General features: G+C 47.2%; 22 protein-coding genes. 1 reads left to right on the top strand and 21 read right to left on the bottom strand.

From position 1 onward, the window contains the following. Positions 1 to 14 precede the first annotated feature (14 nt). From AC3WTJ_RS02900 to AC3WTJ_RS02830, 15 genes are all read right to left on the bottom strand, one after another. Positions 15 to 1,487, bottom strand: coding sequence for an amidase family protein (locus AC3WTJ_RS02900; RefSeq protein ID WP_492520485.1), 1,473 nt, complete (start codon positions 1,485 to 1,487; stop codon positions 15 to 17). Positions 1,488 to 1,525: 38 nt separating this feature from the next. Beyond that, positions 1,526 to 1,972, bottom strand: coding sequence for an acetyltransferase (locus AC3WTJ_RS02895; RefSeq protein WP_492520484.1), 447 nt, complete (start codon positions 1,970 to 1,972; stop codon positions 1,526 to 1,528). 149 nt (positions 1,973 to 2,121) lie between these two features. Then, entirely contained in the window at positions 2,122 to 2,517 is a 396-nt protein-coding gene (locus AC3WTJ_RS02890; protein ID WP_492520483.1) for a GNAT family N-acetyltransferase, read from the bottom strand. A gap of 187 nt (positions 2,518 to 2,704) precedes the next feature. Further along, on the bottom strand, positions 2,705 to 3,454 hold the full coding sequence (locus AC3WTJ_RS02885) for a C1 family peptidase (protein ID WP_492520482.1): 750 nt from the start codon (positions 3,452 to 3,454) through the stop codon (positions 2,705 to 2,707). A 158-nt stretch (positions 3,455 to 3,612) separates the two neighbouring features. Continuing rightward, positions 3,613 to 3,918, bottom strand: a complete 306-nt coding sequence (locus AC3WTJ_RS02880) for a type II toxin-antitoxin system RelE/ParE family toxin (protein ID WP_492520481.1) — start codon at positions 3,916 to 3,918, stop codon at positions 3,613 to 3,615. Next, a complete protein-coding gene (locus AC3WTJ_RS02875; protein ID WP_492520480.1) occupies positions 3,911 to 4,198 on the bottom strand; it encodes a type II toxin-antitoxin system Phd/YefM family antitoxin in 288 nt (95 codons plus the stop codon). The genes AC3WTJ_RS02880 and AC3WTJ_RS02875 overlap by 8 nt, the downstream gene beginning before the upstream one ends. Positions 4,199 to 4,477: 279 nt before the next feature. After that, complete coding sequence (locus AC3WTJ_RS02870) at positions 4,478 to 4,867, bottom strand: ATP-grasp domain-containing protein (RefSeq protein ID WP_492520479.1); 390 nt, start codon at positions 4,865 to 4,867, stop codon at positions 4,478 to 4,480. Positions 4,868 to 5,075: 208 nt separating this feature from the next. Then, the gene (locus AC3WTJ_RS02865; RefSeq protein WP_492520478.1) at positions 5,076 to 5,801 is read right to left on the bottom strand and encodes a LutC/YkgG family protein; all 726 of its coding nucleotides are present in this window, start codon (positions 5,799 to 5,801) and stop codon (positions 5,076 to 5,078) included. Continuing rightward, entirely contained in the window at positions 5,794 to 7,311 is a 1,518-nt protein-coding gene (locus AC3WTJ_RS02860) for a LutB/LldF family L-lactate oxidation iron-sulfur protein (RefSeq protein WP_492520477.1), read from the bottom strand. Before AC3WTJ_RS02860 ends, AC3WTJ_RS02865 begins: the two co-directional genes overlap by 8 nt. Then, on the bottom strand, positions 7,308 to 8,036 hold the full coding sequence (locus AC3WTJ_RS02855) for a (Fe-S)-binding protein (RefSeq protein WP_492520476.1): 729 nt from the start codon (positions 8,034 to 8,036) through the stop codon (positions 7,308 to 7,310). Before AC3WTJ_RS02855 ends, AC3WTJ_RS02860 begins: the two co-directional genes overlap by 4 nt. A gap of 97 nt (positions 8,037 to 8,133) precedes the next feature. Beyond that, positions 8,134 to 9,048, bottom strand: coding sequence for a fumarylacetoacetate hydrolase family protein (locus AC3WTJ_RS02850; RefSeq protein WP_492520475.1), 915 nt, complete (start codon positions 9,046 to 9,048; stop codon positions 8,134 to 8,136). 30 nt (positions 9,049 to 9,078) lie between these two features. Continuing rightward, a complete protein-coding gene (locus tag AC3WTJ_RS02845) occupies positions 9,079 to 9,852 on the bottom strand; it encodes an SDR family NAD(P)-dependent oxidoreductase (RefSeq protein ID WP_492520474.1) in 774 nt (257 codons plus the stop codon). 12 nt (positions 9,853 to 9,864) lie between these two features. Further along, entirely contained in the window at positions 9,865 to 10,710 is an 846-nt protein-coding gene (locus tag AC3WTJ_RS02840) for an amidohydrolase family protein (RefSeq protein ID WP_492520473.1), read from the bottom strand. A gap of 41 nt (positions 10,711 to 10,751) precedes the next feature. After that, positions 10,752 to 11,717, bottom strand: coding sequence for an aldo/keto reductase (locus AC3WTJ_RS02835; protein ID WP_492520472.1), 966 nt, complete (start codon positions 11,715 to 11,717; stop codon positions 10,752 to 10,754). 32 nt (positions 11,718 to 11,749) lie between these two features. Next, positions 11,750 to 14,452: a UxaA family hydrolase gene (locus AC3WTJ_RS02830; protein ID WP_492520471.1), complete on the bottom strand. Its 2,703-nt coding sequence runs from the start codon at positions 14,450 to 14,452 to the stop codon at positions 11,750 to 11,752. A gap of 196 nt (positions 14,453 to 14,648) precedes the next feature. Between AC3WTJ_RS02830 and AC3WTJ_RS02825 the strand changes: the two genes are divergently transcribed. Continuing rightward, positions 14,649 to 15,548, top strand: coding sequence for an AraC family transcriptional regulator (locus tag AC3WTJ_RS02825; protein WP_492520470.1), 900 nt, complete (start codon positions 14,649 to 14,651; stop codon positions 15,546 to 15,548). Between the two features lie 63 nt (positions 15,549 to 15,611). Here AC3WTJ_RS02825 and AC3WTJ_RS02820 read toward each other — a convergent pair whose 3' ends face one another. The 6 genes from AC3WTJ_RS02820 to AC3WTJ_RS02795 all read right to left on the bottom strand — a co-directional run bounded on the left by AC3WTJ_RS02820 (position 15,612) and on the right by AC3WTJ_RS02795 (position 23,502). Further along, complete coding sequence (locus AC3WTJ_RS02820) at positions 15,612 to 16,799, bottom strand: epoxide hydrolase family protein (protein WP_492520469.1); 1,188 nt, start codon at positions 16,797 to 16,799, stop codon at positions 15,612 to 15,614. 77 nt (positions 16,800 to 16,876) lie between these two features. Then, a complete protein-coding gene (locus AC3WTJ_RS02815) occupies positions 16,877 to 17,632 on the bottom strand; it encodes a PIG-L deacetylase family protein (RefSeq protein ID WP_492520468.1) in 756 nt (251 codons plus the stop codon). Between the two features lie 18 nt (positions 17,633 to 17,650). Further along, positions 17,651 to 18,640 (bottom strand): N-acetylglucosamine kinase, encoded by a 990-nt coding sequence (locus tag AC3WTJ_RS02810; RefSeq protein WP_492520467.1) that lies wholly within the window; start codon positions 18,638 to 18,640, stop codon positions 17,651 to 17,653. Beyond that, positions 18,640 to 20,148 carry an argininosuccinate lyase gene (argH, locus tag AC3WTJ_RS02805; protein ID WP_492520962.1) on the bottom strand — a complete coding sequence of 503 codons (1,509 nt, stop codon included), beginning with the start codon at positions 20,146 to 20,148 and terminating at the stop codon, positions 18,640 to 18,642. The genes AC3WTJ_RS02810 and argH overlap by 1 nt, the downstream gene beginning before the upstream one ends. Positions 20,149 to 20,156: 8 nt before the next feature. Further along, entirely contained in the window at positions 20,157 to 20,918 is a 762-nt protein-coding gene (locus AC3WTJ_RS02800; protein WP_492520466.1) for a creatininase family protein, read from the bottom strand. A gap of 73 nt (positions 20,919 to 20,991) precedes the next feature. After that, positions 20,992 to 23,502 carry an NEW3 domain-containing protein gene (locus tag AC3WTJ_RS02795; RefSeq protein WP_492520961.1) on the bottom strand — a complete coding sequence of 837 codons (2,511 nt, stop codon included), beginning with the start codon at positions 23,500 to 23,502 and terminating at the stop codon, positions 20,992 to 20,994. Positions 23,503 to 23,654 lie beyond the last annotated feature (152 nt).

The raw sequence follows: 23,654 nt of genomic DNA, 5'->3' as shown, positions 1-23,654 counted from the left end.
GGGGGATTTTCATATCATGCTGGAGGAAAACGATGTTTCGTCGCTTGTTCGTAAGCATACGCAAGTTTGATTAGAACAGGTTCGCTATAAGCAGAGCCGGAAAAGACAATGCCGAAAGGTCCTTTCGTAATCCAACCCTCCGATGTCGTGCTTCCTACAGATGCATATCCGGCTGGGACAGTAATTAAAGGGTATCCAGCCCTTCCCGCAATATCCGTACCGTCATAGTTACCAGGCAGTAATAGGGCATCCAGATCGTGTTGTTCTAACACAGCGTCGATTCCTTGAGCACGGGAATACGCCTCATTTTTTCGTTTACTCTCCAGATATTCGGTATCCTCCAACGATCCCGATGTTTCATCACACCAAATTAGGCGGGATTGGCCATATTTTAATGCAACATCCGCATGATCATAATTAAACGCTATCACTTCCGACAATGTATGCACAGGTATGGATGCAGGTAGTCTGGCTAAGTAATCATTGACATACTTTTTAAACTCATGACGCTTAACATCAAAATTCCAGTTTACAAGCTCACAAGGAAGAGAAACAGGGTCAACAACAGTTGCGCCTTCCTTTTTTAATAGGGCTATGGCTGCCTCCATGATGGCTAGTCTTTCTGGATCCAAGTTCTGATAATAAAATCTCGGGATACCAATTCTAGCTTTTTTTATAAAGCTTTTATCGAGAAACTGCGTATAATCCTTATACGAGCGGTTTACACTTTCGAAGGTACTAGGATCCCGTTCATCAACGCCTGTCAGTACTCCCAACAAAATGGCTGCATCTTCTACCGTTCTAGTCATAGGACCCGGGGTATCTTGGCTATTCGAGATCGGAATGACCCCTGCTCGACTAATTAAACCGACAGTCGGCTTCAATCCGACAATGAAATTTTGGCTCGCTGGACAAATGATGGATCCAGTTGTCTCTGTTCCAATAGCTGCAGCTGCCAAGTTTGCCGCTATAGCCGCAGCCGAACCTGAGCTGGATCCGCCAACAAAGAATTCCCCCGGTCCATAGGGGTTCATAGTTAGCCCCCCTCGTGAACTATAGCCTGCCCACATGGTGGAAGACATAAAATTAGCCCACTCGGTCATATTCGCCTTTCCTAGGAGAACAGCGCCTGCTGAACGGAGCTGCGCTGCCACCCATGAGTCTTCCACCGCATAGGAATCCGCTAGAGCTACAGCTCCCGCGCTTGTGTGCATGTTATCATGAGTATCCATGTTATCCTTCAATAGAAGCGGAATACCGTGCAATGGCCCTCGACTTCCAGTGCAAGCCCTTTCTTTATCTAATGCACGCGCGATGTCGATGGCATCAGGATTGATTTCGATAATCGCATTTAGCCCAGAATACCTTTGAATACGTTCTAAGTAAACGTTGATCAGATTTTCAGAAGTTATATTGCCTGACTCCATGGCTGTCTGCATACTGTTGAAATCAGCCTCAATAATCCACTTATCTAGTAGGTCTTGCATGAAATCGCTCCTTTAATCTGGCTCTAAACAGTGCCAAGTCAGCCTTCTAACTCCAAGTGAAGTAGGGGGAACGGTTGACCTGAGCTGTCTAGTTCTGATCGTCCCACCTGATCAAATCCGATCCTTTTGTAAAATGCGTGCGCTCCTTCATTTTGCTCATTAACATCAACCTGGAGATTCCTCCCTTTTAGTTTTACAGCATGGTTAATCAATCTGCTCCCTGTACCTTTTCCGTGGTATTTTGGGTCTACAAACAACATTTCTATCTTTGTTCCATCAAGCCCGATAAACCCTGCCGGTTCAGCATTCTCATTCATTTTCACCCATATTTCCACTTCTTTAAGCGCTCCATTTTTAACGATGTCATGATAAAATTGAATATCCTTTTCCGTCAGAAATGTATGGGTATGAACGACAGCTTTATACCAGATATCCACTAATTTATTATGATCTTTATCTTGGTAAGCTACGATTTCACATGACATTTGTTCATCCTCCGTTCGTTCAATATTTCTTTGTTACCTGATATGCGGTTCAGCCTCTCTGTCTCTATCTGCCCTTTAACTTATAGAATACATATTTCTCTTTTCTTAGTAATGTGCATAAATTGTTATAACCAAACTCCCCTGTTAGCTTACTCCTTTCTCCTCCAGACACCTCCAGGACAAGGAACAAACCCACTATCTGAGTAAAACGCAGTATGTTTAGATGCGTAAGTCAATGTTACAATCTCTAAGCCAAAACATTCCGCCTCTTGAAGTAATTTCTTAACTAAATCTTGGCCTATCCCTTTTCTCTGATGTAGCGGATGCACTATGATATCTTCCATATATCCGTGTTGCAATCCCATTCCAGCAATATAACCGAATGCTATTAGTTCATTCTTTTCATCCCTAAGTCCAGCCCAGAAATTGCATCGTTCAAATAAAATTGGATAATCAGAATGCCTACCATCCCAACCCACCAGTTCTCTTAAAGTTGGCACTTCATGAGGCTCTAACGGTAAATTAATGACGATCTCTTGATTCAATTGACCATCTCTCCTTTGCCATTCATTGTTATTAAAAAATTATCCATCCGTTGGCACAATCCTGCCAGTTACTTCAATGAAAAATAGGGAGCAACCGCCGCGAATCCTCCCGGCCCAAAATAAAAAACACCGCCAGCTCCAATAACAAAGAGCAAGCAGCGCATACTTTAAGTGATCATTTACTCCATTATTTGCCTGTCCACATATCGGATACGTAGCCTTTATCAAAGAACGATTTTGGTAAATAGAAATAACCTTGATCGCCCCAGCCTGTTCCCCATGAATTTCTGACAATGATATAGACTGTTTCATTTATTTTTTTATAGCCCACAGCGAGAACAGCATGTCCACCAAGCAAAGCTTCGCCATGTTTAGGGAGAGGGACCATCCCTGTGCGTGCGACGTCAGCGGATTCAAAGCTGTCATACACTGAAATGCCTAGCACGACTGGGTATTCGCTAGCTAGTGCGGATTGCAGAGCGGCAAATGAGGTCACGCGATGATACTCGCTGATTTTGAAAGCTTTGGCGTTCGCTTCGGCTTTGGCGGAAGGCGTTTCTGCAAATTTGGAAACATTATAAGGAAAATCAGCTTCTGGTGCGCACCCAATCGTCTGCAGAACCTTCATGCCATCGCGAATATACGCGCCTGCATCGGAAGAAATGGTCCCCTCCATCGATCGTTCATGCCAATACAGGTATAAACGGCTTAACCGCGTTAAGGGCTGCCCGGCTTTCACTTCATAATATTCCCTTAGCCCGGAAGCAATCGCATTGGCCGTGCAGCTGCCCAGCGAGCCTTGATCCACCACAGGTGAGGTGAATTTTCGTAAATCGACACTCTCTGGAAGCATGCCGGCATCCATGTGAAGGGAGCGGAATATGAAATCCCGCACATCTTCTAAGTCTTGTTTTAATGTGTATTTACGTTGAGTCACACAATCATCTCCTTATGCCTTTGCTATCAATATATGAAAATCTAGCAAGCTAGCAACGGCTGATAAGGAGATGATTATAAAAAATAAGAGCCGCTAGAGTTGGGTTCTAGGGCTCTTAAACTTAATTAGGGGAGCATCGCTGCCTCACTTGATTCGCATCATTTAATCATCTTGGTCAAATCCATCTTCGCATAGATCACCCTATGGATTTCAACCACTTGTTCATTCACAACGTAGAATACCAAATAATTGTTGACTGGCAAGATCCTGTATTCATGCTTCATATCATCTATGGGCTGATATACCCTGCAAGAGAAAGGGAATTGCCGTAGCCTGGATATGGATTCATCCATATCATCCAATAAATCCGCAGCAGCCTTTGGTGCGTGAAGCGTATCCACAATGTAATCGGATATATTCTTTAGATCCTGTAATGCCAAAGGCAGATAGTACAACTTAAACATTTTTCTTATTGACCTTAGCGGCGAGATTTGCCTTTAACTCCGAAAACACTTCTTCATGCGAATATCGCTTATCCGTAGACTTGGCCTCAAGCTCAGCTTCTTTAAGCTTTAAGTAAATATCACTTTCAAATTGCTTTCGCTCATACGCTTCAATGCTCATCACAACCATATCACCATAACCGTTCTTGGTCAAAAATACGGGTTCTGAGGTTTCGTGTACAACCCTTGAAATTTCAGCAAAATTATTACGCAAATCCGAAACCGGTCTAATATGTGGCATGTTATCACCCCTTATTAATGTAACATAATTTTATCATAATAATGCTAACACAACAATGAGACCTGTTCATGACGGGCTGTATTCATACATAATTGTAATGGGGGACAAGCGTTTCCCCTAAACTTTCCTCTAACCTTTCCGGTTATTTCCCTTTCATCATCAAGTTGCGAAGCCGCGACGCTTTCCCATGCTGAAGCCGCTTTTCCGGCCACCTTAGGATCACATACATCTGTGACCATATCCTGTGAGGAATGCGTCTTGCAAGCTACCCTCCCTGAATCAACCTTTAAACTCATTAATCGATGTATAAAATCCCATAATATCTGAATCATTTGGCAAGCCAGATACTTGCCCATCCCCAATTTCAATAACAATCCAGTCTCCAGAATCTGTTTTTCCGATGTCCATCGTAAAAAAGTTGCTTTTAATTTTCTGAGCAAGATGATTGAAAATCGTTAAATTAGGTTTCTCATCATCATAATGAATATCTTCCCAATAATCGAATTGAAAAAGAAATTGTTTTTGGTAATAAAACAATCTATATTCCTTTGAGAGCGGCATCTGACTCTTGGAATGGATAGATATTTTTTCAAGATTCACGAACTCTCTAAACACTATGCCTTCATTCATGTGTTCACCTTGTCGATCAATAAAATTGGATCTGAGCAAAAAATAAGAAGCATACAGATTCGCCCCCCATATTGGATTTAATCTTGCACTTGCAGAAGTTTCAACTAACGTTACATCTGCTACTTTGCAAACACCCTATATGTTTTACATATTCGTGAATCAGATAAGACTATCCTCCCAGTTCGATTAATCCCAAAGCTATAATAAAAAATCAAAAACCGGAACCCCAACGGAGTCCCGGCCCTATCTACCCCACAATCAAAGCATACACAATACCCGGTCCGTGAACCCCAATGGTCAAATCATTCTCGATATCAGCCGAACGGCTTGGTCCAGAAATGAAATGAATACCCGCAGGCAGGTTCCCACTTCCCGCACGATCGAAATGAACCAATGTTTCGCCTAAACGCGTTTTCAGTCTTTCTACTGGAATAATAGCCATCAATACAGTCGGGAGCAAACTAACCGATCTTCCTTTGTCCGGTGATGACAGGACTGTTATGGAGCCTGTATGCGCAGTAGCGTAGTCCGCCATCACAATTCCAAAATCCGCTTCAGCGGCGCGGGCTTTCCAGTGATTCTCCGGTTCACGGTTCCAAACCGATACGCTAGTATCTTTTAGCGCGCCTTCCAAATCGAGAGCATCAAGCTCCGATTGGTTTTGCCGGATGATATATGTAGCGCTCATTTCCTGTGCTTTATTCACTATGAATTGTTTAGCATCTTCCATGGAAGATAAACGAGCGACATATCCGCCAGCAGCTTGGAAATTTTCCGTAAATCTCTCAATTCTCTCTTCAAGAGGCCACTCGAATGCTTGCCAGAAATCAGGCGCCCCTCGGTAAGGCTGAGCAGGTTTCTCAGTCACCCGTGCTCTACCAAGCTTGCTAGCGATGCCATTTATAAATGATTTCTGTTTCGCACGTGACTCCGCTTCAAGCTGAACTAACCATTCCTGATGCGCATCAGCCATGTTCATGCCCTCCTCCGGCTTTTCTTTCCTTGACAATGGTTTCCATTCGTTGGCGTACTTCCGGATCCAGCTCCTTCAGCCCTTGGCGCAGTTCCGCCTCCAATGTCCCCCACCCTTCTCGGAACGATTTTCCAGGCAGACTAGGCGTTACCCGATACGAATTCCAGCCTTTGAGCGGACCCAGCTTTGTACGGATCTCTCCATTACGGACGACAAGTTTTTGACCGATCTTGCCGAGCTTCAGCACACCTTTGAAACGGCCCGAGTTGCTCATAACCGCCGAGAAGCCTTTCATGCCAACCGCTTCAAGCTTGTTGCCATGGCCACTCTCCACCTTGCGGCGCCGTAAGGAAACAAGCATATCGTGCAGAGGAATTTTGACGGGGCATGCTTCGTAGCAAGCCCCGCATAAGCTGGAGGCATTCGCAATATCGTCCCACTCGGCCACGTTTTTCTTCAATGCAGGAGTCAATACGGCACCGATCGGGCCGCTGTACGTGCCCCCGTATGCATGTCCCCCGATATGCCGGTACACCGGGCAAGCGTTCAAGCAAGCTCCGCAGCGGATACAATTCAGCAATTCTTGAAATTCGGGATCTCCCAGCTGCAAAGAACGTCCATTGTCGACAATAATAATATGCATTTCCTCAGGACCATCGGCATCCTGTTCTCTTCGCGGACCTGTAATCCCTGACATGTACACCGTCAGCTTCTGACCTGTCGCCGAACGCGGCAAAAGCGTTGCCATGACTTCCAAATCGGTCCAGGAAGGAATAATACGCTCCATACCCATTAGCGTAATTTGCGTCTTAGGAACTGTCGTTACCATCCGGGCGTTGCCTTCATTCTCGAACAACACCATGGATCCGGTCTCGGCAATCGCGAAGTTGCAGCCTGTCATCCCGATGTCGGTTTCAAGGAACTTTTCCCTCAGCTTCTTACGAACAAAACCTGCTAGGATTGTAGTATCCGGTGGCAGCGTTTCCCCAGCTTCTTTGGAGAGTAACTCCGCAATTTGATATCTGTTCTTATGAATAGCCGGAATGATAATGTGGGAAGGCGTTTCTCCCGCGAGTTGAATGATATACTCACCTAGATCCGATTCAATAGCTTCTATTCCGATAGATTCAAGCGCTTGATTTAGATGAAGCTCTTCGGTTACCATGGACTTTGATTTTACAACCGACTTTGCAGATTTACGTTCCGCAATCGCCAGAGCAATTTTCACCGCATCAGCCGATGTATCAGCGAAATGGACATGAACACCATTGGCGCGAGCGTTATCCGCAAACAAATTCAAATAATAATCCAGATGAGCAATCGTATGGAGCCGGATTTGTCGACCTCTCTCTCTCCACATATCCCAATTGCCGTGTTCTTCCGCAGCTTTCTTCTTACCTCCACGCAGCCGCTCTGTTGTGAAGCGCACAGCATTGCGCAAAAACTCATCGTTAAGCGCCAGATCCGCACGTTCTTTCACGCTTGAAGCAGCAGAATTCGTCGTACTCAAGTTCGATTCACTCCTTCATGCAGCAGCTCTGCCAAGTGCATCACCTTGACAGGTTCGTTTCGATAGCGCAGGTTGCCGGCGATATTCATTAAGCAGGCCATGTCGAGACCGACGAGAACTTCCGCTTCCGTTTCTTTCACATGATTCACTTTCTCTGAGACCATAGCTCCTGAAATGTCTGCCATCTTGACAGCAAATGTCCCGCCGAACCCGCAGCAATCTTCAGCAAAAGGAAGCGGAACAAATTGTAAACCTTGGACATTTTTCAATAATTCCAACGGCTCGTCTTTGACACCAAGGAGTCTGCTTCCGTGGCAGGATGGATGATAAGTGACTTTATGAGGGAACACGGCCCCCAGATTCGTAACCCCCAACACCTGCACAAGGAATTGAGTAAACTCGTAAGTTTTTCTCTGAAGCTCTATCGCTTTCTCCAAGAGAACAGGATCATCTTGAAAGAGATTCGCATAGTGATGAATCATGTAGGTGCATGAACCCGAAGGAGAGATAACAAAATCGCTATCTTCAAACGCTTTGAGAATTGTTTTGGCCGTGGTCCGTGCTTCATCCCAATATCCGCTGTTATAAGCGGGTTGACCGCAGCAAGTTTGAACGTGTGGAAACTCCAACTGAACCCCATATTTGGCTAAAAGCCGCACCATCGCTTCTCCTACTCGGGGATAAATCGCATCGCTAAGACAAGTAATAAATAATGATACTTTCATGGTGCACCTCTCATCTTTATGACCTATATCTTTATCAGATTGTCGGATATGTAAAGTAAAAGAACCTCAACGATCGAGGTTCTTACTATTTATTCTGCTATTTCTCAGCAACCATCGTATTTGTTAACGAACCCAATTTCTCAATCTCAATGGTTACAACATCTCCCGGTTTTAAATAGATCTGCTTTTCCTTCGGATACCCTAGCACAACGCCGGCAGGCGTTCCAGTTAGGATAATATCACCTGGAAGCAAGGTCATGTGTTGCGAGATGTAGCTGACAATCTCGTCGCAATGAAAAATCATATCGGATGTATGGGAATGCTGTCTAACCTCGCCGTTGACGATACAGCGAATATCCAGATTGTTCGGATCCCCTACTTCATCTGCGGTAACAAGGAAGGGTCCTAACGGGCTGAAGCCATCGCATGATTTGCCAAGCAACCATTGATGCGTTCTCATTTGCAAATCTCGCGCGGACAAGTCGTTCACATTGCTATAGCCGAATACGTGATCTAACGCTTGTTCCTTCTCCACATATTTCGCTTTTTTACCGATCACAATCACAAGCTCCGCTTCGTAATCAACCTGCGATGAAACTTTCTCCGGCAGTGGAACTTCAGCGCCATGTCCAGTTAGCGTGTTCGAAAATTTATTAAAAAGAATCGGATACTCCGGAATTGGCGCATTGGTTTCTTCAGCATGCTTGCGATAGTTAAGCCCTACACAAATGATTTTGCTAGGGTTCGTCACAGAGGGTCCATATTGGATATGAGTCTCATCCAGCAAATAGACTTCTCCCTCTGAGCCTGCTTCAAGCACGATGTTCACAAAACGCTGCAGCTGCGCAACCGCCGCTGTTCCGCCTTCTATGACAGCATGCAGCGTCGTTGGCAAGCTAATCGTTTGGTTCAAAGTCATTCCTTCAATTGCTGCGGCGACATCCAAAATGCCTTTACCCGTTTTAATACCAAGCTTTAATTGGCCGTTGTCGTTAAATGTCAGTAGTTTCATTGGTAAATATACTCCTCCAGCTAGCTAATGTTACGCGTTCTTGCCGAAAACAACACCACCGTCAATGTAAAGCGGAGAACCCATCATAAACTTGGAATCATCCGATGCCAAGAACAATGCCGCTTTAGCAACATCCTCTGACTTGCCCAGTTCACCGCTGAGCTGGCGCTGTTTTAAGGATTCGATGGCAGCTGTAGGATCGTCATAGGAAGTCTTCAAATAGTTCTCTACGAACGGTGTAAAAATCGTACCCGGCAGAAGGGCATTCACCCGGATGTTGTAGGCTGCATAATCAACCTGCATCGATTTGGTTAAGGCGAGTACGGCTCCTTTCGTTGCAGCATAAGAAACCCTGCGCGCGAGTCCAATTTCCGCTACGCACGACGACATGTTGATAATTGAACCTGTTTTACGTTCCATCATGTAGGGCAATACATATTTTGAAGGCAGGAATACGCCTTTTACGTTAATGTTCATAATCCGGTCCCAAGCTTCCGGCTCAATTTCATGCACGGCTCCGACGCCGCTGATTCCCGCATTGTTAAACAGAACGTCGATGCGGCCAAATTCAGCAATAGCCGCTTCCACCATCGTCTTGACTTGCTCAGCATTTGTTACATCCGCGTGGAGAAATAGCCCTTCGCCACCCTTGTCCTTAATTTCGCTCACGGTTTCTCTGCCTTTGATTTCATCCAAGTCGTTCACGATAACTGTCGCGCCTTCTTGTGCAAAAAGCAATGCCGTGCTTTTCCCGATACCTGATCCAGCTCCGGTGATCAAAACTATCTTATCTTGTAATCGCATACTTCCACTCCTCTATGATTCAGCTTGAATGCCATAAAATTTTGCCGCTGTTCCGCCTAATATGGCAGCTCTTTCATGTTCCGAATAATCCGAAATTGCCTGATTGGTTTGCTCCCAGACTTTCTCAAAGTCCCCCGCCAAGTTGGCTACAGGCCAATCGCTTCCAAACATGAGTCGATCCGCCCCAAAATGCTTTAACGCATAGTCGATATAGGGGGTCAAATCCTCTGAGCTCCAAGTATGCCAATCCGCTGCCGTATTCAATCCGGATACCTTGGCGTACACGTTCGGGTACTGAGCCGCAGCAGCAAATTGTTCCGCCCATGCTCCCATTTGCTTTTCCTTGATCGGTGGTTTGGCGAAGTGGTCTATGACCATTCTAAGATCCGGTATTTGCTCAGCCAAATAAGGGATATGTTTCAAATGATTCGGGAACTCGCCCACGATATCGAAGGTCAAGCCGAAGGAAGAGAGAATCTTGAGTCCCTCTATCACCGAATCACGGATGACCCAATCTGGATCCTTCTCTTCGTGAATCAGATGACGAACCCCTTTGAAGGAAGGATTCGCGGCGTATGCCTGCAGCTTTTTATCCGCCACTCCCGGAATGTTCAAGGGCACCCACCCAACAACCGCGCCTACCCATTCTCTTTCGGCGGCTACCTTTAACATATAATCGGTATCCTCATAGGAATTCATAGCTTGTACGATGACCGTTTTGTTAATGCCAGCCTTGCGAATCAATGGTTCCAATTCATCCGCCTCAAAGTTGCGGCATATCGATCCGTAAGACGGATCGAGCCAAGGGTAAGCCACCTTTTCCAAATTCCAGAAATGCTGATGGGCGTCTATGATCATGAACGAAAGCTCCTTTGCTTGAACTTATCTCACTCGGTACTCTAAGCGAAACGATTTTCTTCAGGATCTTCCATATCATAGCCAAAGGCATCAAGCGCCGGCCATAGCTCAGGGGCAATCGGGTAATTCGCGAGTTCCAGCGTTTGAGCGATCCGTTCCGGTTTACTCATGCCGACGACCGTACTCGCGATTCGCGGGTCGCGAAGCGAAAATTGAAGTGCGGCGGCGGCAAGCGGAACATCGTATTCCAAGCAAACCTTGGCGAAATTACGCGCTCTCTCCAATAAGACTGGCGGAGCTTCGCTATAGGCATAACGTGCGTATGCTTCCGGACCTTTCGCGAGTATGCCGCTGCCATAAGGAGCAGCGTTAATAACCGCAACGCCCATACGGCTCGCGACATCAAGCAACGGCTCGGCAGCCCGATTGAGCAGCGTATATCGATTGTGGGTTTCAACGCTACTGAACGCTCCCGTTTCGACATAACGAATGAGCATATCGATCGGTCCGCCGGATATGCCGATGTGATCGATGACCCCCTGCTCTTGAAACTTTTGCAGTACTTCTAGCGGTCCGCCGGATCCCATCACATTTTCAAAGGTGGTATGTTCAGGATCGTGGATGTAAACATATTGCAGACGATCAAGTCCTAATCGTTCGAGACTTCCTTCGATGGAACGTTTCATTTGTTCGCCGCTAAAGTCGCCGGTCTTTAGGTCGCGGTCGGCTTTGGTGGCCAACACATACCCTGCTGGAAGACCACCATTCGCATGAATGGCCTTACCGATTCGCCGTTCGCTCTCGCCTTCGCCGTAAGCCGCAGCTGTATCCAGAAAGTTGATTGGGCTATCGAAGGCGGTGCGCAACGTCATTAATGCTTGTTCCTCCGACGTGCTGTATTGAAAGGTTTCCGGCATATCCCCCAGCGGAGCCGCTCCAAAACATAGCGGTGATATGAGTAGGCCCGTACTGCCAAGCGGTCTTTTGGATAATAATGCGTTCGTCATGGCGTGTTCCTCGCTTTCTGATATTGTCTGTATTATAACGACACACCCAAAAAGCCTCGTGTCATTTGGAAATCGATATTACCCTGCTGATAGAGACGCGGTACATAAGTATGCTCCAGAATTTCTTTGCTGCGCTCGAGAATTTGATTCACCCAGAAGCTCGGGTTACCCCCGAGTACCAAATCGACATCTTGCTTATGGTTAGGCAGATCAGCCTGTTCCGACGTCACTTGCAGCATGGGGACGAAAGGATGCGCCTGCATCGGACGATCGCCGATCAGCGCGATGATTAACTCCACACCTGTGGCGGCGAGTCCTGTGATCGTCTCCACGCCATGCGTTGTTGGCGTTTCCATCACGTGGAAGCCGTTTTGGCGGACGTGTTCCCCATAGGCAATGGACGGCCGAACTGGAGACGAACCAAATAAAAGCTGACTAAACCCGTCCTCGGTAAGCAATCCGCTGTTCTCGGGAACGACGACCAAGCCTCCGGCGCCAACGATCATCTTGGTTAGCAGCCCCAGCTGTTCGCCGGCCTCTTTGTGAATGGCACCAGTGCTTACAATCCCGATGCGCAGCCCTTCCAGACCGACCGTCACCTTCTCCGCAGGTTCGGCGGCCGCCAATTGATCGGCGAACCAGGACTCGACCTTTTCGCTCACCTTGGCAATTCCCCCGTCGAGCTGGATACTGGCATAACCAAGGCGGCTCGCATCGACACCCATTACGTCCATCTGATGGCGCATGTAGTCGTTATGCGTTTTCTCGCAGCCATGCTCCAGCAGCAAACAATGTTCCACCATCGGATGCGTAATATAACCGATCATCGTGCGGGAAAACAGGGATTCAGCCGGCCCCCCCGAGGTACCGCAGCCTTCCGTGTGCGCCAAGGTGACAAAGCGCGAGAGCTCGGGCTTCCCTGCTCCTTGCTCGTTCAAGCGCCGTGTGATCATACCCGCTACCTGTCCGGCACAAAGACTGGTCGGCACGATCAAGCCGATATGATCACTGGACTGCCGATTGCGTTGCCGAGTAAAGGAGAATTGGATTGAATTAGCCGTCGGTACAGCATCATCTTCAATGGCGATCGGAGCTCCTGTCGGTACAGGAGTGTGAAGCAGGGTCTCCAGCTGACTCGCATCGTTCTGCTGCCAGTTGCGCCAAATTTGTACTTGGGCATGGCCCGCCTTCTCGCCGACGCTTCGCTGACCGGAGGCAATTTGAATCGCCAGCTCGAATACCTCTAGGCCCAGCTCATCCATCGATTTACCTTCCAGATACTGCCCCGCGTTCACATCCATATCGTTCGACAGCAATTGGAACCGGCGAGTTGTCGTGACCACCTTGACCGTAGGTACATACGGAAAGTTAGTAATTGAACCATTTCCTGTTGTAAAAAAGATCATGTTACAGCCTGCGGCTATTTGTCCGGCGATGCTCTCCAGGTCATTGCCAGGGCTATCCATGAAATAGTAGCCGCCATCCTTCATGAGCTCCCCGTACTCCGTTGCATAGTCGATCCGTGTTGTCGGGTCTTTCTTCATGGCAGCGCCTATAGACTTAAGATAAATATTATACAAGCCGCGATACATGTTGCCGCCTGACGGGTTACCTTCCGCACTAGTGCCATGCCAGGACGTACGCTCCTTAAATCGGTTCACAAGCTCCAGAAATTTGCGAGCGGTTTCCACGTTGCGTACTTTTGACAGGACATAAGGCTCCGCCCCAATCAACTCATCCGTTTCGGCTAGACTAGCCGCACCGCCGTAGCGCACCAATTGTTCCGAAACCCAGCCAAGCAGCGGATTCGCGGATACTCCGGAAAATGCGTCCGAACCGCCGCACTGCAAGCCGATTCGCAAGTGGCTGATGGATTCAGGCGTCCGCTGCATCGAGCTAACCGCCCCCAGCCAATTCCGTACGATCGCTTCCCCTTTAACCAGCTCCTCATCGAAGCTGCCAGTGAGCGACACGAACTTATGCAGCACTTCATTGATCGGATAGCTATGCTCACGTGCATAAGCTTCCACCATCTTGTTCGTGACCGATTCATTGCCATAATCGACAACTAGTACCGCTCCGACGTTCGGGTTGACCATGAAACCTGCGAGCGTCCGCAGCAGCAAATCCACATTATTCGGTTTCTCTGTCCCGCCCTCTGTGTGAGCGACAGGAACGATCCCGTCTATATTCGAATCCTTGTTCCACTCGCCTTGCAGACGAGCAGCAAGCTCTGTTACGTAGCTTCCCGTGTGCGAGGTGGTACCGAGTAGTACGACGTAGTTCCTGGTGCCAACTCCGCGATCTGCATGGCGGCGATATCCCATGAACGTACGCGTATCCTCATAAACTGGCGAAGCTTGAGCCGGCTGGAAGTTCTCCTCGTCAAGGATATAGGGAGAAACTTGATCAGCAAAATTGGGCTCTGCCGGCACCGCGAATGTCAACTGGCGCACACTGAGCGCTTCCCGTACTGTTTTGTTGATCACATAGTTGCCGGGCTGAATCGGTTGAATCGCCTTGCCGAAAGGCAAATGCCACGAAAGCAGATCTTCGCCAGGAGCAACCGCTTTCACCGCGAATCGATGGCCTTCCATCACCGTGTAATCCAAGACGAGGAATTGGCCTTCATACTGAATGACAGTACCGGAGTTCAATTGTTGAATCGCAACGGCGCAGTTATCCCCGGGCAAGGGAAGTCTCGCTACTTCTTCAAATTGGTAAACGACGTCCATCGATGACTGGCTCCTTTTATTGAGATTTTCCGAACTTATCGAATAATTTGAGTTTCTTCAAAGTTAGTGCTGCTCACTATTATTGTATCAAGAATATGCTTTTTGTTAATTCTTTACCTTTGCAAAAACATACTCTATTTTGATATTCTATAAACAAGAAAATCACGCAGTGAGATGATCTGGGGAGGGCCGGAACATGCAAAAACCAATTATAAAGAACTTTATTAACGACCACCTCTTACCACTCAACATTGTCTTTAAGGACATAAAGACACCAAATCGTGAACTGCCAGAACATCTCCATGATCGCTTTGAATTGGTTTATATTTATAGTGGAAAAGGTACGTTTTTCTTAAACCAAATGCTCTATGAGATGAATGAAGGAGACCTCTTCATCATTCCTGGAAATACCGTTCATCAAGCATTGCCAGATTCCGAGTTTCCAATTACCGCCACTGCCGTCTACTTTGATTCGCAATTGATCGGACATTTTTCAGCAGGCGATTCGTTTACGAATAGGCAAGTTTTTGAGCGAGCCCGGAAATATACAAGCTATAAGCTTGTTGTCCCAGCAGCCATGCGCCCGCAGCTCGAAGAAAAACTCGAACACATTCATGAAGAATTGGAACGGCACGAAGCCGGTTTTAGATATGCAGTGCAACTACATTTAAATAGCCTTCTCATCAGCATTAATCGTTTGATATTAAAAGAATCCCACCATCAACTGGTCTCGTCCGATATCGGCCCCCCCTGGTTACTGAACATCCTTCAACACTTAGATCAGTTTCACACGGAACCGATCGCTGGACTTTCGTATTTGGCTAAGCACGCTTCCATCTCAACCGCCCATTTATCCAGGGTGTTTAAACAACTAACCGGGATGAACATCACCGACTATGTGAATGCCAAGCGAATTTCAACTGCAAAGGAGCTGCTTTTAACTACCGACTTAGGTATCGATACGATCGCCAACAATTGCGGTTATGAGAGCTTGCCTTATTTTCATAAGTTATTTAAGAAGTTTACCGGCGTTACCCCAGGCGTATATCGAAGAAAAGTAATGAATGAAATTAGCTTACAAAGCCATTTTCAATAATGAAAATATGCCATTATGAAAAGCAAAAAGCCCGAACCGGTTCGGGCCTCTTCGAAATCTTCTTTAACGAAATGATCGGAACGCCATGCGGAGTTCCTCGGAGAACAGCATCGGCTCCTGCCATGCGGCGAAATGTCCTCCCCTGTCAACCCGGTTGTAATAGAACAGCTTCGGATACGCTTCCTTCGCCCAACTAAGAGGAGCCTGATAGAGTTCATCGGGAAAGACGCTGATGGCAACCGGGATATGATTGACGCCTTTGACCGAGAAGAAAGGAAGCTTGTTTTCCCAATAGAGGCGTGCCGCAGAGACAGGCGTGTTCGTCAGCCAGTAGAGCGTGATGTTATCGAGGAAATCGTCTCGCGAAATGCCCCCGGGGTGACCGAAGAAAGCTCCCGAAATGAGATTCAGGCTTTTCGCGTCATGGTCGAGATTGAATGCTGCGAGACCCACCGGCGAATCCGCCAGCCCGGTCAGCGTTTGGGGACGCCTCCCCATGATCGCAGAGTAACCGACATGCTGATAGAAGAATTCCATTTGCATCCAGGCAATTTTCTGTTCTTGCGTTAAATCATGAGGCATCGGGTCTCCATTAATGATCGCCGCTTCATAGATTGGAGGCACCGTACCGGGCATGTTGCTGTGAATGGCGAACAACCCCGGTACCTGTTGCACCCCCATCATATCCGCGACGAGCGCGCCCCAATCGCCCCCTTGGGCAGCGTATTTCTCATAGCCTAACCGGTTCATAAGCACCGCCCAGGCCCTGGCGATTCGAGGAACATCCCAACCAGGCTTGGTCGGCTTACCGGAGAATCCGTAACCCGGCAGCGAAGGAATTACCACGTGGAACGCGTCCGAGGCAGACGCTCCGTACTTTGTGGGACAGGTCAGTGGATCTATGACTTTCAGAAGCTCTACGATCGAACCCGACCATCCGTGCGTCAGAATCATCGGAATCGCTCCCTCGTGACTCGACCGAACGTGAATGAATTGAATGTCCAAGCCATCGATTTCCGTCACGAATTGCGGGATGGCGTTCAGCCATCCTTCGAATTTGCGCCAATCGTATTCGGTTGCCCAATAGCGCGCGATGGTTTGAATCGTCTCAAGTGGCACGCCTTGCGACTGACCCGGGGCGCTTTCCTTGTCGGGCCATCTCGTCGCGGCAACTCGCCGGCGCAGATCCATAAGCGCTGACTCTGGAACGACTCCGGGTCGAAACGATCGAACGGCAGTATTGTCTCTCATTGGCAATCTCCTTCTTCCAATGCTAACCTTTCCCTATTGGTACGATGGTAAAGCCCGAATTATTCTCGCTACCCGGACTATTTATCAACTAAGTCGATGAGTGGCAGTTCGTTGGAGAACTTTTCTGCCACCATATCGACATGTTTACCGTTATCACGAATTAAAGTGTAGTATTCATAAGACCCTATGACTGAAAAATCGTTCTGCATCACACCCGGGTAGGCCCGGTTTACGGAGTAGACTTGGCTCTTATAGGATTGTAGTGCCTGTCCCTTCAATAATCTAAATTCACTGATATCCACTTTTCCTGTAATGATGCATGTATCCTCGGGTCCAGCGTCCTGACAATGAGCATAATAGTAAGGAACGGAAATATAATAAAATTTAGGCAATTGAGTTGGCGAATAATATGCCTCCGATAGGATTACAGCCTTTTCAGCAGCATGGGAAACCGCGATATGATCCGGATGGCCGGTAACCCCATCTAGCGGAAAAGATAGGATGACATCTGGCTTTAAAGCAATAATCGTTTGACTAATGCGATCGGCCAGTATATCCGCATCTTGATCCTTAAGGGTCCCGTCTGGATATCTATATAAAATTAAATCGGTAACGCCAAGTATCGAGCAAGCCTTCCGTAATTCTTCCTCGCGGTGCAATGCTAACTGTTCTCGTGAGCTAAATTGAAATTCACCGGACTTCCCTCTACAGCCCGAAGTGACGCATATTAAAAACACCTCGTGCCCCTGTTTATGGGCTTTAGCCATGGTCCCTCCGGCTGCAAAGGATTCGTCATCAGGATGAGCAAACACGAATAATAATTTCTTACTCATATCATTCAACCCCTTCCTTCAATTCAATTCACTGATCGAAGTTTTTAAGTAAATTAGACCCATCGAAGTAACGCTGTTTATCGGTTCTCCCTGCATGTCCATGATTTGAGCTTGGGGAGCATATGCCTCAATTTGCAAAATCAGCTGTTCTCGAACGAGGCTAATATTTTGCAGCACGCCCCCCTGCAGAATCAGCTTAAACGGTTTATCCGTTAGCATTAATTGCCGAATGATAGCCCGTACACTCACAAATAATTCCTCACTGGCCGCGGATAAAATACGTTTAGCCTCATGATCACCGGCTATCGCCGCTAAATTAACCAACTGGGATAATTCCCCTAATTTATCCACGGAGTAGTCCGAACTATAGACCCAGTTGAACAGCTCTTCCACATGGCTAAAGCCCATATGTGGCAGCACCCATTCATGGAGTCTGGTTGCATCACCCCGACCATCATTCGTCCGAAGAATGGCTGTCACAGCCTGCTTACCGATCCAATAGCCGCTTCCTTCGTCCCCTACCCGATGCCCCCATCCACCAGTCCTACCCGTTTGACCGAATTCGTTGATGCCAAACACAATCGACCCTGTTCCTGCAATGACAAGCACACCGGGCTCGCCTTCGGTTGCACCTAATAACGCGGCTAATCCATCATTATGAACCACTAAGTGCCCTACTTGGAGAGTCAGGAGACAGAGGGTATCCTTCACCATTTCCGTAATCACTTCCCTGTCAAGTTCCGTATCCAGGCCGGCGATTCCAAAAACAGCGCAGTCGATCTCAATTTCGGGAAAATCTCCCAAATTATTGGTGATACCTAGGTCCAGTATCGCCTCGCGAATACCATGTGCGATTTCCCGCATCGCCCTTTTCTTGCCAACCCCTTGATAATTACATGGCCCTGCTTTTCCTTGTCCTAATACGTTTCCTTCCCTATCCGTTAGTACGACAAGGCTTTTGGTACCTCCTCCATCAAAAGCAAGTAAGGGGATTCTTATGTTCTTCATCAGGCTTCACTCCATCGAAGAATGACTTCATCCAGACGTTGAATGGCACATCGGTTCTTCTCTCGTGCCTCTTGCAGCCATTGTAAATGTGATGAGTACTGGAGCCTGCGGTCATCGATAATTCTTTTCATTTCTTTAGGATTTGGGCCCCCCGGCAGCATACGGATGTCCACAAAATGAACGGGATCCAATGCCCTGCCCAAGTCTTCCTCATTCAGGGAAACATCCCGGCCAATAACTCCTCTGGCAGCGTCATTCACCAATTGGAGTGTGATTTGATTCGCGCTCAGACCATTAGCAAGCGCTTTGTTTACTACATCGCTGACAATATGATGGGCTTTCCTGAAGGACAGCGCGTCCGATCTCACTAACGTATCCGCCAGCTCAGTGACTGTCGCGAAGCTTCCTTCCGTCCTCTGGCGAAGCACTTCCTTGTTAACCTCCATCGTGCCCATGACGGCAGCTAATAATCTATATAACTTATCCATGATTTCTAAACTTTTCCAAGCATACGGCTGCATATCATCCTCGGTATCTACAATATCTCCGAAAGGCGTGTTATGTATCATGGAAAGAATCGTATTCGTATTGCCGACACAGCTCGACAATAACGCCCGCATATGCTCGAGTGAGACGGGGTTTCGTTTCTGTGGCATGATGGAACTGATCTGTACGTAAGGAGCTCCTACCTTAAGCACCGCAAACTCTTGCGTACACCACAAAAGAAGATCCTGTACGACTCGCCCTAAATTTATGGCCGCCAGCTGAATGGCTGTCGCGATTTCTCCGATGTAATCAGCGCCGCCTATCGCATCATATGAATTTTCGATAAGTTCGTCAAAAGCAAGCAGGTTCATCATACGCTCCCGGCTGATAGCAAATCCTGAGGTCGTCAATGCCGCCGCTCCCATACTGCTTCGGTTACAGTTGGCATAAGCCGCTTTCATGCGTCGGATATCACGATTTAAGGAATCGATTACAGCCGTCATGTAGTGAGCGAGAGTCGTTGGCTGAGCCTGCTGCGTATGGGTATAGCCAATCATCACCGTGTCCAAATGTTCCTCTGCAAAGTCCAGCAAATGGTCCTTCAAGAGAAGGGCAGAAGACAGTGTCACCGCTAATTTCTCTCTGAGCACCATTCGATAAATCGCAATGCCCATATCATTGCGGCTTCTCGCAAGATGTAAATTGCCAGCGATATCCCCGGCATGCGCCAGTAACTGATGCTCGACCTGGAAGAATAAATCCTCGAACTCTCCGGTATAAGTGCTATGGCGAAGAGCCTCCAAGTCAAGGCTCTGAACGGCTTTAGCTATTTGTTTGGATTCTTCTTCTGTGACTAGTTCTTGCTCATGCAGCATGATCAAATGTGCTTTGTTGATTGCCATCATCGGGCCTAGCAGATTTTCTTTTGCTTCATTATAGGCTGGCTCCAAAACTACCTCCGTATACGTTTTCCCCGGAAAAGAAGATCCTTCAGATTGCAGCAGTTGTTCGCGATATCCCATTTTGCGGTTCATCCTTTCCTATCCCTTTTTGCTCTCATCTCAAGCCAATTCGCGATTAGTTGATTCATATTCCGGACAGCTTCTTCCACAATCGACTCCCCGGCTTCATGCGAAGTTTGCCTAATTTTGCCCGTGTATCCATCCCATCCTTGGGGCGTACTTTCCACTAAAACATAGGGCATTGAAGTTAAAGGCGGACATGAATCTAATTCCAAGTCTGCATCCTGTACGGATACCAAGTCCGGTCGAAAAGCCTTAACGGCCGACATTTCATATGGCCCCCCATGGCCTCTGCCCGCAGTCCCTTGAAAAAGTCCCCTTTGCTCAGCATATTCTGTCGCAACCATTTGCCACCAGTTGATTAACAGGATGCTCGCGTCTTTATATGCACCGGTGATGGATTCGGCTACGGTCCGGGAAGGCCCCATATTGCCATCGTGAGCATTGAGTAGGACAATATTGCGAATACCCAACTGACAAATTCCGTCTACGATGTCTGATAAGTAATCAATAAAGACAGATGGGCGGACCGTAACCGTACCAGAATAATCTTGGGTTTTGCCTGGACAAGGCGTATACGGTATTACAGGATAGATTAAGGGCTTAAGAGCAAGATCTACCTTTTGTGCAAAACCCTCAGCCAAAATAATATCCGTACCCAACGGTGAATGCGGACCATGATATTCTAAAGAACCCAGTGGAACCACAGCAAATTGCACTGTACGCCTAACTTCATCTACCTCTCGCCCATGAACATTCATTACATTCATATCCCCTGAACAACCTCCAAATTCATGATACATCTGGAGGCGCTGAACGAGACCTCCAGATGTAATAGGTTAGCTAATTGCTCTCTGACTGTTTTTGGCTAATCATATTAACGAACATACGAATGGATCCAGGAACTAGATTTGGGATTTCACGATACCAAACAATCGAGCTGTACGTGTAAACGCCTTTTCCGTAAGGAGCCGACAAGAAAGTACCTGTGAATTCTTGTTCGCCCGGATCGCCGTTAGAAATCAGCTCCGTGTACTCATCGCCCCATTGTGCAGGATTATAAGCAGAACGGTCCTGAATCCACGAATCCCAATCCGCATTTGTAATCTTATTTGGGTAATTGAAAATCGGATGATCCGGAGCCAGCATCGTAACCTTGGAATTCTCATCGGTTACACGCCATTTAATTAACGGTTCACCAATCTTAATCGGATAAGGCGCAAGCTCAGGCTTCCATTTATCTTCCGGCTTATGATATTGAACCACTAGGTTTCCGCCGTTCTTCACATAATCCAACAGACGTTGATTACTTGGAATCAGCTCCGGACGGAAAGCATAGGCGCGAATGCCAAGAACAATCGTGTCATATTGAGAGAGATCGCCGAATTGAATTGCCTTGTCATCCAATTTCACAACATTAACGCCTACTTGACGCAAATATTCATCGATGTTGTCAAAACCGCTTGATACGTATCCAACTTTTAGGTTTTGCGGAACAGCCAGATCGAACGCTTGAACTTTCAGTTCAGCAGGCTGAACCAAATACGTTGTACCGATATGCGGATATGAAATCACTTGAACGCCTTCATTGCTTTGAACATCTTCATTCTTAGCTACAGCTGTAATCGAATACTTGCCAGTGGCCACCTTGGTGGAACCTTTGACCGTGAAGGAAACAGATTTGGTTTCGCCTTTAGAAGCGAAACTTAGCTCTTCTACAGACGGCTCAGCCGTCCATCCCTCCGGCAAATTCAAGGAAATTGATGCCTTGGAAGCGCCTGGCGTATAGTTACGTACTGTAACCTTAACCGGAATCGCTTCATCCGATTTCAATGTATTAAATACAGTTGCATTTGGACTAAGAGACATCGCATAGGCTGGAAGAACGGCAACCGCATTTTGCGGAACTGCTCTAACCGTACTGGACGTATCAAACGCCTTGTATGTAACATCAGCCGTTAGACTCGGTGCCGCATAAGGCTTAAACTCAGCAGCGTCCTTAGGTACGGTCACATTGTACGTAACGGAAACCGTTTGATTATTGCCAATCGAATCGAAGGCAACCGGCCCTGCAGCCTTGGTTTCCCATCCTTGCGGAACATTCAAGTTTAGCTGAATGTTTTTCAGGTCTACATGGCCACCGTTGAAGGCAGAGACCACGACCTTGGTCGTTTGACCGGCAACTAGCTCACCTGTATCCGGTTTTACTTTAACAACCAGTGAAGTGGCTTCCATACTAGCTTTGTTCAATTGCGCGTCTTTCACATTCAAACGATAGGACAAATCATCCTTCACGGCTTGATCAAGACTGGATGCCTTCACGTCTGCCAAGGCGTTTTGGACATCCTTTTTCATTTCGTGAACTTCTCTAGCCACTTCTGTGAAGTTTGGATACGCCTGAATAACCTCTTCACTGTCTTTTTGCAGCTGCTGTAAGTCCTTCGTTACTTTATTATCTTTGCCTTTGGTTTCAACTTCTTTCGCGAGGTCGGCAAAAGAAAAGGCAATGCCATCAAAGAAACTTGTTTCCTTATCATTCGTTTTTACTGTACTTGATTCAAGCGTATAATAATTACCGGATGGACCTTCATCTACGACTCTGCCCATACCTTGACTCTTATGCATAAATCGCGATTCCTCACCCAGCTGCACATAAGAAGCGCCGTAGATGTTATCGTAATCGCCTACTGGAACCATGACGTTATATTTCTTGGCGTCCGCCGGCAAATATAACTTCTTAACCTGCCAAGGCTGCAGACCTTTTTTTAGCTGCTCAGGGAATACATTCGGGTCGGCAGCATCCTTGAATGCCCGAACAGTCAGAACGTTAATCGTTCTATGATGGCCATGCGTCGAATCTTCATTAAGGAAGGATGGAATGATGACATCCGGACGATCCTCACGGATCTTACGTATCAACCGTTCGTACGCAACGGACTCCCCCCAATGTTGAAGCGTTTCTTCTACACTTTTAGAAAATCCGAAGTCAAAAATCGGATCATTGATTTCTTCACTAAGCATGCCTAGTGTTACGTTAGTAATTTTTGAGGCTTCCTGCAGTTCGCGCGTTCTGATAATTCCCAGGGGATTACCCAGCTCGCTGCCGATTTCATTTTGCCCGCCCTCGCCACGGTTTGCAATAACGCTGAACGTATTGACACCTTTGCCAAGAGAAAGATAAGCAAGCACAGCACTATGCTCGTCATCTGGATGGGCACCGGTATTCATGGCACTTGCAATGGTCGTTAACGGCTTAATCGATTTCCAGAGATCTACTACGCCTCGTTCTGCATAAGCAGGACTTGCCATTGCAGGCAAAAGCATACTTCCTGCGATCGCAACGCTCGTCATCATGGATACTAATTTGGGGCTTGATTTCGACTTACCACTCAATTGAACTCCTCCTTTGATCATTCCTAACTAACACGGCAAGAAATGGCCAATTTCCCGCTGTATATCATGACGTGGTTATGAACTCCTAGGTGTTCCCACGATATGACCGAACC

It is taken from the genome of Paenibacillus sp. FW101-FHT12H11 (genome assembly GCF_058790355.1).
This window is presented reverse-complemented; position numbering and strand designations above follow the sequence as displayed.

Excerpts from the sequence above, each read along its gene's own strand:
- AC3WTJ_RS02865 (WP_492520478.1), bottom strand. The coding sequence starts at position 5,801 with ATGGCTGATGCGCATCAGGAATGGTTAGTTCAGCTTGAAGCGGAGTCA.
- AC3WTJ_RS02840 (WP_492520473.1), bottom strand. The coding sequence starts at position 10,710 with ATGATCATAGACGCCCATCAGCATTTCTGGAATTTGGAAAAGGTGGCT.
- AC3WTJ_RS02855 (WP_492520476.1), bottom strand. The coding sequence starts at position 8,036 with ATGAAAGTATCATTATTTATTACTTGTCTTAGCGATGCGATTTATCCC.
- AC3WTJ_RS02830 (WP_492520471.1), bottom strand. The coding sequence starts at position 14,452 with ATGGACGTCGTTTACCAATTTGAAGAAGTAGCGAGACTTCCCTTGCCC.
- AC3WTJ_RS02795 (WP_492520961.1), bottom strand. The coding sequence starts at position 23,502 with ATGATGACGAGCGTTGCGATCGCAGGAAGTATGCTTTTGCCTGCAATG.
- AC3WTJ_RS02895 (WP_492520484.1), bottom strand. The coding sequence starts at position 1,972 with ATGTCATGTGAAATCGTAGCTTACCAAGATAAAGATCATAATAAATTA.
- AC3WTJ_RS02835 (WP_492520472.1), bottom strand. The coding sequence starts at position 11,717 with ATGACGAACGCATTATTATCCAAAAGACCGCTTGGCAGTACGGGCCTA.
- AC3WTJ_RS02875 (WP_492520480.1), bottom strand. The coding sequence starts at position 4,198 with ATGCCACATATTAGACCGGTTTCGGATTTGCGTAATAATTTTGCTGAA.
- AC3WTJ_RS02810 (WP_492520467.1), bottom strand. The coding sequence starts at position 18,640 with ATGAAGAACATAAGAATCCCCTTACTTGCTTTTGATGGAGGAGGTACC.
- AC3WTJ_RS02845 (WP_492520474.1), bottom strand. The coding sequence starts at position 9,852 with ATGCGATTACAAGATAAGATAGTTTTGATCACCGGAGCTGGATCAGGT.
- AC3WTJ_RS02850 (WP_492520475.1), bottom strand. The coding sequence starts at position 9,048 with ATGAAACTACTGACATTTAACGACAACGGCCAATTAAAGCTTGGTATT.
- AC3WTJ_RS02820 (WP_492520469.1), bottom strand. The coding sequence starts at position 16,799 with ATGAGAGACAATACTGCCGTTCGATCGTTTCGACCCGGAGTCGTTCCA.
- AC3WTJ_RS02800 (WP_492520466.1), bottom strand. The coding sequence starts at position 20,918 with ATGAATGTAATGAATGTTCATGGGCGAGAGGTAGATGAAGTTAGGCGT.
- AC3WTJ_RS02815 (WP_492520468.1), bottom strand. The coding sequence starts at position 17,632 with ATGAGTAAGAAATTATTATTCGTGTTTGCTCATCCTGATGACGAATCC.
- argH (WP_492520962.1), bottom strand. The coding sequence starts at position 20,148 with ATGGGATATCGCGAACAACTGCTGCAATCTGAAGGATCTTCTTTTCCG.
- AC3WTJ_RS02880 (WP_492520481.1), bottom strand. The coding sequence starts at position 3,918 with ATGTTTAAGTTGTACTATCTGCCTTTGGCATTACAGGATCTAAAGAAT.
- AC3WTJ_RS02900 (WP_492520485.1), bottom strand. The coding sequence starts at position 1,487 with ATGCAAGACCTACTAGATAAGTGGATTATTGAGGCTGATTTCAACAGT.
- AC3WTJ_RS02825 (WP_492520470.1), top strand. The coding sequence starts at position 14,649 with ATGCAAAAACCAATTATAAAGAACTTTATTAACGACCACCTCTTACCA.